7 protein-coding genes are annotated in these 6,452 nt (G+C 60.3%); all 7 read right to left on the reverse strand.

Annotation, left to right across the window (positions count from 1 at the left end):
- Positions 1 to 144: 144 nt before the first annotated feature.
- Positions 145 to 1,143 carry a porphobilinogen synthase gene (gene hemB / locus OHL21_RS07985; RefSeq protein ID WP_263416725.1) on the reverse strand — a complete coding sequence of 333 codons (999 nt, stop codon included), beginning with the start codon at positions 1,141 to 1,143 and terminating at the stop codon, positions 145 to 147.
- A gap of 113 nt (positions 1,144 to 1,256) precedes the next feature.
- Positions 1,257 to 1,991 carry an ethanolamine ammonia-lyase subunit EutC gene (eutC, locus tag OHL21_RS07990; protein ID WP_263416726.1) on the reverse strand — a complete coding sequence of 245 codons (735 nt, stop codon included), beginning with the start codon at positions 1,989 to 1,991 and terminating at the stop codon, positions 1,257 to 1,259.
- A complete protein-coding gene (locus tag OHL21_RS07995; RefSeq protein WP_263416727.1) occupies positions 1,988 to 3,346 on the reverse strand; it encodes an ethanolamine ammonia-lyase subunit EutB in 1,359 nt (452 codons plus the stop codon). The genes eutC and OHL21_RS07995 overlap by 4 nt, the downstream gene beginning before the upstream one ends.
- A gap of 51 nt (positions 3,347 to 3,397) precedes the next feature.
- On the reverse strand, positions 3,398 to 4,441 hold the full coding sequence (locus OHL21_RS08000; protein ID WP_263416728.1) for a hypothetical protein: 1,044 nt from the start codon (positions 4,439 to 4,441) through the stop codon (positions 3,398 to 3,400).
- 5 nt (positions 4,442 to 4,446) lie between these two features.
- Positions 4,447 to 4,812, reverse strand: a complete 366-nt coding sequence (locus OHL21_RS08005; RefSeq protein ID WP_263416729.1) for a PadR family transcriptional regulator — start codon at positions 4,810 to 4,812, stop codon at positions 4,447 to 4,449.
- A gap of 200 nt (positions 4,813 to 5,012) precedes the next feature.
- Entirely contained in the window at positions 5,013 to 5,441 is a 429-nt protein-coding gene (locus OHL21_RS08010; protein WP_263416730.1) for a DUF1284 domain-containing protein, read from the reverse strand.
- Between the two features lie 13 nt (positions 5,442 to 5,454).
- Entirely contained in the window at positions 5,455 to 6,024 is a 570-nt protein-coding gene (locus tag OHL21_RS08015; RefSeq protein WP_263416731.1) for a biotin transporter BioY, read from the reverse strand.
- Between the last annotated feature and the right edge of the window lie 428 nt (positions 6,025 to 6,452).

Genomic DNA, 6,452 nt, shown 5'->3' on the forward strand with positions numbered 1-6,452 from the left:
CCTGTCCCTGAAGTTCACGGCCTAAATCATTAAGAGTTTTTGCCGTCCGGAGCGTCGAAAAAGCAGGTCTTTCACTACGTTCAGGACGACAACATCTATGACAAGAACTTCTGAGACACCTCACTAGCAACCAGGAACTAGCAACTAGGAACTGCTGCGCAGCAGCCCTGCTGCTTCTTTCGCAAAGTAGGTAAAGATGAAGTCCGCGCCGGAGCGGTGAATGGCCAGCAGGCTTTCCAGGATGGTGCGCTCGCGTTCCAGCCATCCCTTTTCAAATGCCGCGCAGAGCATGGAGTACTCGCCTGAGACCTGGTAGGCGCCGAGCGGTACATCGAAGCGCTCGCGCGCGGCGAGGATGATGTCCAGGTAAGCGCCGGCGGGCTTCATCAGGATCATGTCCGCGCCTTCCATCAGGTCCAGTTCGATCTCGCGCATCGCTTCGCGCGGATTCGCGGCGTCCATCTGGTACGTTCGACGATCGCCGAACTGGGGCGCTGAATCTGCCGCCTCGCGGAAGGGTCCATAAAACGCCGAAGCAAACTTGGCCGCGTAGCTGAGGATCGGCACTTCGGTGAAACCTGCGAGGTCCAGCTCTTCGCGAATCGCTTCCACGCGGCCGTCCATCATGTCCGACGGAGCAACGATATCCGCGCCTGCCTTTGCGTGCGAGACGGCGGTCTTCGCCAGCAGCTCGATGGTGGCGTCGTTGTCGACGTGATAGTGGTCGCCCTCCCGGGCGATGATGCCGCAGTGTCCGTGCGAGGTGTATTCGCACATGCAGACATCGGAGATCACCAGCAGCCCATCCAGCGCACGATCAGCCTTGATGGCGCGGATCGCGCGCTGCACGATGCCGTCCTCGGCGTAACCGCCTGTGCCCGCTTCATCTTTACTTTCGGGAAGGCCGAAGAGCAGCAGGCCGCCGATGCCGAGCCTGGCGCACTCATGCGCCTCTTTCAACGCCTCATCGATCGAGAGGTTGAAGACATCAGGCATGGAAGAGATGGGCTTCCGTACACCTTCTCCTGGACAGATGAAGAGCGGATACAACAGCATGCCGGGACGGAGATGGGTCTCACGAACCAGCGAGCGCATCGCCGCAGTACGGCGAAGACGGCGCATTCGGGTGATAGGAAACTCCATGCCTTAGATTTTAGTGGCTCGTCTGGTTTTGTTAGTTGAATGGTTGAATTGTTGAATAGTTGAATCGTGGCCTCGGTGTCGGACGATGCATCCGGGCTAGCCCAGAACACCATTCAACGATTCAACAATTCAACGATTCCACCGTCTTTGAGTCCCGTCCCACTCAAGCCCAACCGCCTTGCCTCCTGCAGATACCAGAAGATTTTCTCTGCGGCTGCCTTTGGCTCGAGACCGCCGTCGCGGATATTCGAGATGCAGTTGCGATCGGCGTCGGTCTTTCCGACGCACGGATCCCAGGTCAGGTATGCGCCCAGCGAATCTGCCGACGAGAGTCCTGGGCGCTCGCCGATCAGTACCAGCGAGCACTTCGCTCCCAGGGCTTCGCCGATCTCATCCCCAACTGCGACGCGAGCCTGGGTCAACAGGACGATGGGCGCCAGAGCCCATTCGGCCAGCATCGGGAGCAGGGCGGCCAGAGTTTCGACGGCGTGCCGTTCTATGGCCAGTGCGGACAATCCATCCGCGACCACAATCGTCAGGTCATACGATCCGCGCACGAGCTGGGTGCGTGAAGCATCGCTGAGCTTTCGTCCTAATCCTGGATTGCGCAGATACTGTGCTCGATCCTGCGCAGCCGTGGTGAGTTGTAACACCGTTGAGACGCCCGCCTCCTGCTGCAGCCGCAGGGCCAGGCTTGGCAGATGCAGCGGTACGTGTACTGCATCGCGCGCTTGTGCGTGTGCCAACTGGAAGGCCAGCACTTCGCTGGTCGCGAGACTCACACCGGTTGACGGCAGCGCCACTCGCGCCGGCGTGTAGCGGCGTAGCGTGCTCAAGGCTCGGGTCATGCGCCGCCTCCGGCTGTGAGGTGCAGCGGACTCGCCTCTGCCAACCGTGCCGCATGATTGCCGGCAAGCCATGCCTCGAACTCCGGTGCGGGCTTCAGGCCGAGCACCGGGCGCAGATACAACGCGTCGTGGAAGGAGGTGCTCTGATACTGCAGCATCACATCGTCCGCTCCGGGGACGCCCATGATGTAGTTCACGCCTGCTGCTCCCAGCATGGTCAGCAGTGTGTCCATGTCGTCCTGATCAGCCTCGGCATGGTTGGTATAGCAGACATCGCAGCCCATCGGCAGCCCCAGCAGCTTGCCGCAGAAGTGATCCTCCAGGCCGGCGCGCAGGATCTGCTTGCCGTCGTACAGATATTCAGGCCCGATAAAGCCGACCACCGTATTCACCAGCAGAGGCTTGTAGCGCCGCGCCACCGCATAGGCCCGGGCCTCGCAGGTCTGCTGGTCCATGCCGTGATGCGCGTCAGCGGAGAGCGCCGATCCCTGCCCGGTCTCGAAGTACATCAGGTTCTCGCCACCGCGCCCAAGCTCTCGCACCATCGCATGTGCTTCATCGAGCATTGCCAGCGTGATACCAAAGGATGTATTTGCCTTCTCTGTTCCCGCAACCGACTGGAAGACCAGGTCGAGCGGAGCTCCGCGCTGGATCGCCGCCATCTGCGTGGTCACGTGCGCCAGCACACAGCTCTGCGTAGGGATAGCGTACCGCTCCCGCACCGCGTCAATGAGTCGAAGCAGGGTCGCGGTCGTCTCGACGTTGTCGGTTGCGGGATTGATGCCGATGACGGCATCGCCGGACCCAAGCAACAGGCCATCGAGAATCGACGCCGCTATACCGACCACGTCGTCGGTCGGATGGTTCGGCTGCAGCCGTGTCGATAGTCTGCCTGCCAGGCCAATCGTCGTCCGGAAACGCGAGACCACACGAATCTTGCGTGCTGCCGCAACCAGATCCTGCACCCGCATCAATTTGCTAACAGCCGCTGCCATCTCCGGGGTGAGACCGGATGCCAGTCCAGATAGAAGATCGCCAGTAGCCTCATCTGACAGCAGCCAGTCGCGGAATCCACCCACGGTGAGGCTGCTCACCGGAGCAAAGGCCGCAGGATCATGACTGTCGGCGATCAGGCGTGTGACCTCGTCCTCTTCGTAGGGGACGAGCGCTTCTTCCACGAAGATGCGCAGCGGAAGATCGGCTAAGGTCATCTGCGCTGCGGCCCGCTCTACGGCGGAGCTTGCAGCGACTCCGGCCAGTTCGTCGCCGGAGCGCAGCGGTGTCGCTTTCGCCAACAGATCTTTCAGATCGCGAAAGCCATAGGTGATGCCGCCGATGGTATGTTGCAGTTGCACGATTGCCCCGAGTGTAGCAATGCGGTAGTCGACGTGGCCTGTAAACCGGCGTTACAGGCAGGCCGCGGTGCCGCGTACTCCATCTGCCGGACCGTTCAGACGCATGGTCTGCCACAGCTTCCAGCCGGCGGTGAGAGAGACTGCGACCAGCGCTACCTTCAACGCCATCAGGATGCCGAACTGAATTCCCATCTCCGTCTCGATTGGGATGCCCGCGGTCGTGGTAAACAATACCTCGCCCGGGAGCACCAGCAGAGCCAAGGCCAAGGCGGAGCACAGGTCGGCCGCCACATAGAGCAAGCCGGTTCTTCGGGCCGAATGCCGGCTGCCGATCGCGATCGCCTTCAGTACAAGGCGGGTGAGCAGCAGGGCAGCGATAGGCGCAAGCATGCGGTGCCAGATGGGTGCGGCTTCGATGTGGAAGAGACGGGCTGCAGGCCCGAAGAATAACAGTACGGGGAAATGCGGCACTGCCACCAGCCATGAGAGCGCTGCTGCATCCGCGATCAGGTCCACAATCGGATACTTCGGTGCGATGCCATACAGTGTCGGCCGCTGCTGCTCTTGCAGCAACTTCATCGGATCCCATTGCGCCGTAAACCGCCTGGCTCCGACGAAGTGCGTCACACCGTAGTCGAGGCCAGCGAAGACTGCGGTGGTTACGGCCCAAAAAAGAAACAGTACATACGGCACCGAGCCCAGGCGATACATCAGGCTTCCGGATTCGGGGCTCACAAATGCCAGCATCAGCTGGCTCGCGAAGGCAAACAGAATCACCAGTGGGGTTGCGCGTTTGAGCGTATACCAGTAGATCCCGAAGAGTGGACCGATCAGCGCTCGCTGCGGCTGGTAGCGCATCGCCACCTCGAACGGATGACCATGCGCGCGCAGCATGGCAGCCTGCTCCTCCAGCGTCAGCGAGTGCCGAAGCTCTTCCTCGCGGTCTTCCATGGCGTCCAGCAGATTCGCACCCAGCTCGGCCAGGATGTCGTTCTTGCGATGGGTGGGAAGATGCTTGCCGACGGCCGCAAGGTACGGCATCAGCAGAGCAAAGGTCGTGGGCGGATAGGTGGGTTCGGTGTTGGACTGGTTCATGGCGGTCACTCCTTGGTGACAACAGCAGACGAAGCAAGAATCCGTTCCAGGGCGGAGGTCAGCCCGGTGTACTCGGCGAGCAGCTTTTCAAAGACGGTTGCCCCAGCTGCCGACAAGCGATAGAACCGCTTACGGCGCTTGTCTTCTTCACGCCACTCGCTGGTCAGCAGCCCCTGTGTCTCAAGGCGCCGCAGCAGCGGATATAGGGTGCTCTCTTCCATCTCCAGACCGCGCTCGGCCAGAGCCTTACGCAGTGTGTAGCCGTAGTGCTCCTGCTGCAGGGCCGCCAGGACGGCCAGGACCAGTGAGCCTCGCCGGAGTTCCAGCGTGAGGCTCTCGGCAACTTCGGGAGTGGGGAGAAATGTATCCATACCCTGTACAACACATACTGTGTCATATACAGTGTACGACGTCAAGTATTTTAAGGACGGTTTCAAGTTAAAAGTTGAAAGTTGAAGCGTTAAGGCATGGGCGCGACGTAACTGAAAGCCACATTAGGTCTTGGAAATAGCGGTGTCGCAAAGACTTACACAGCCCAAGGATTAACGCTTCAACTTTTAACTTTCAACTTTTAACTGTTCTCAGAGAGCTTCGTTCTCACAAATCCACCGCTCGCAATGCCATCACACAACTCTTTCCAAGGGCATTCCTCGCAGGCTGCGCGGATGTCTCCATTACGGAAGGCAGAACGCAGCATGGCCAGACGGGCGCCGGTCAGTTCCAGCACGGCGCCGGGCACTACCGGTTCTCCCAGAAGGGAGGAGAGCTGCTGGGCGGCTTTCTGGTCACGTTCGAGCACACTTTCGTTGAAACAGTGGCACTCGCCGCCGGCGACCAGTGGGGCGCAGATGTCGTCTGGTCCGGAGACGATTTCGACCGGCTCATTGCCGGCAGCAAGCTGCCGGGTAAGCCGGTCGAAGTTCGCAATAAACTCCGGCGAGTAGCCCTCGCCCTTGTACGTCAGCATGCACAGCAGGTGATGCGGACGCAGACGAATCATGAGATCCCTTGCCTTAGACCGCGGGCTTGAAGGTACGCCGCGCCGCCATGACGGTAGCCGTCGCCAGACCGGCCTTCACCAAACCGCCGATGACGAAGGGCATTACGCCTACGGCGATGGCCTTGTTCCAGCCCACCAGCGTCGCCAGCCATGCGGCTCCCATGCCGAGGTTGATGACATTGCCGGCCAGCATTGCGCCCAGGTTGGCGGCAACGCCGTTAATCCACTTGCGATCGCTCAGCCAGCCGATGAAGGCGGCCGTCACCGGGAAGCTTGCCAGATAGCCGGCGGTCGTTCCCATGAAGACGGCGACACCAGCCGAGCCATGCGCCAGCACCGGCAGACCCATCGCTGCTTCCGCCAGCCACGCCAGTACGGTGATGGTTCCCAGCCGCGCTCCGAACAGGGCCCCTACCACCAGCACCGCGTAAGTCTGCATGGTGATCGGTACCGGGAACATGGGCACAGCCAGCCACGACGAAGCCGCCAGGAAGAGCGTTCCCAGAGCGACCTTCACCACGGAGCGGGTCAGCGTGTTTGTTCCGGCATCTACGAACGGAGAGAGACGAGCGCGAAGTTCCATGGGGATGATTGTCTCTCTTTTCCCCTTAGGGGGAAAAGAGGTTGAATCCAAGGAGGTTGAAGAGGTGCGGTGGTGGTCTGGGAGACAGGATCGTCACACGATGCCGCCTTCATCGCATGAGGAAGTTGAAAGTTGAAGACGTACGGCATGGGTATGAGAGACGGATGGCCACACGATGGATGACAAAAAATCTTTGTTTTGAGTTTCGTGGTTTCCTCGCCCGCCCTAACTCCGTGAGGGCGGGGCACCCTGGCTCCTGGCGCCCGCCGAAAAGCGATCCCACATCTGCTTCGCAGATATTGATGGGATAAGGAAGAAGGCTTCAGCGAAGATCGAGATAGTAAGGGTTTCGAGGACCAGCTATCAGGAAGATCAGGAGAAGCCTTCTTATGCAGATTGTAGGTTGTGATTTCCATCCGCGGTGGCAG

The sequence above is a fragment of the Terriglobus albidus genome, assembly GCF_025685425.1.
Taxonomy (GTDB): Bacteria; Acidobacteriota; Terriglobia; order Terriglobales; family Acidobacteriaceae; genus Terriglobus; species Terriglobus albidus.

Bases quoted from the DNA above. Each gene is read 5' to 3' on its own strand.
- hemB (WP_263416725.1), bottom strand. From the start codon at position 1,143: ATGGAGTTTCCTATCACCCGAATGCGCCGTCTTCGCCGTACTGCGGCG.
- eutC (WP_263416726.1), bottom strand. From the start codon at position 1,991: ATGACCCGAGCCTTGAGCACGCTACGCCGCTACACGCCGGCGCGAGTG.
- OHL21_RS08000 (WP_263416728.1), bottom strand. From the start codon at position 4,441: ATGAACCAGTCCAACACCGAACCCACCTATCCGCCCACGACCTTTGCT.
- OHL21_RS08005 (WP_263416729.1), bottom strand. From the start codon at position 4,812: ATGGATACATTTCTCCCCACTCCCGAAGTTGCCGAGAGCCTCACGCTG.
- OHL21_RS08010 (WP_263416730.1), bottom strand. From the start codon at position 5,441: ATGATTCGTCTGCGTCCGCATCACCTGCTGTGCATGCTGACGTACAAG.
- OHL21_RS08015 (WP_263416731.1), bottom strand. From the start codon at position 6,024: ATGGAACTTCGCGCTCGTCTCTCTCCGTTCGTAGATGCCGGAACAAAC.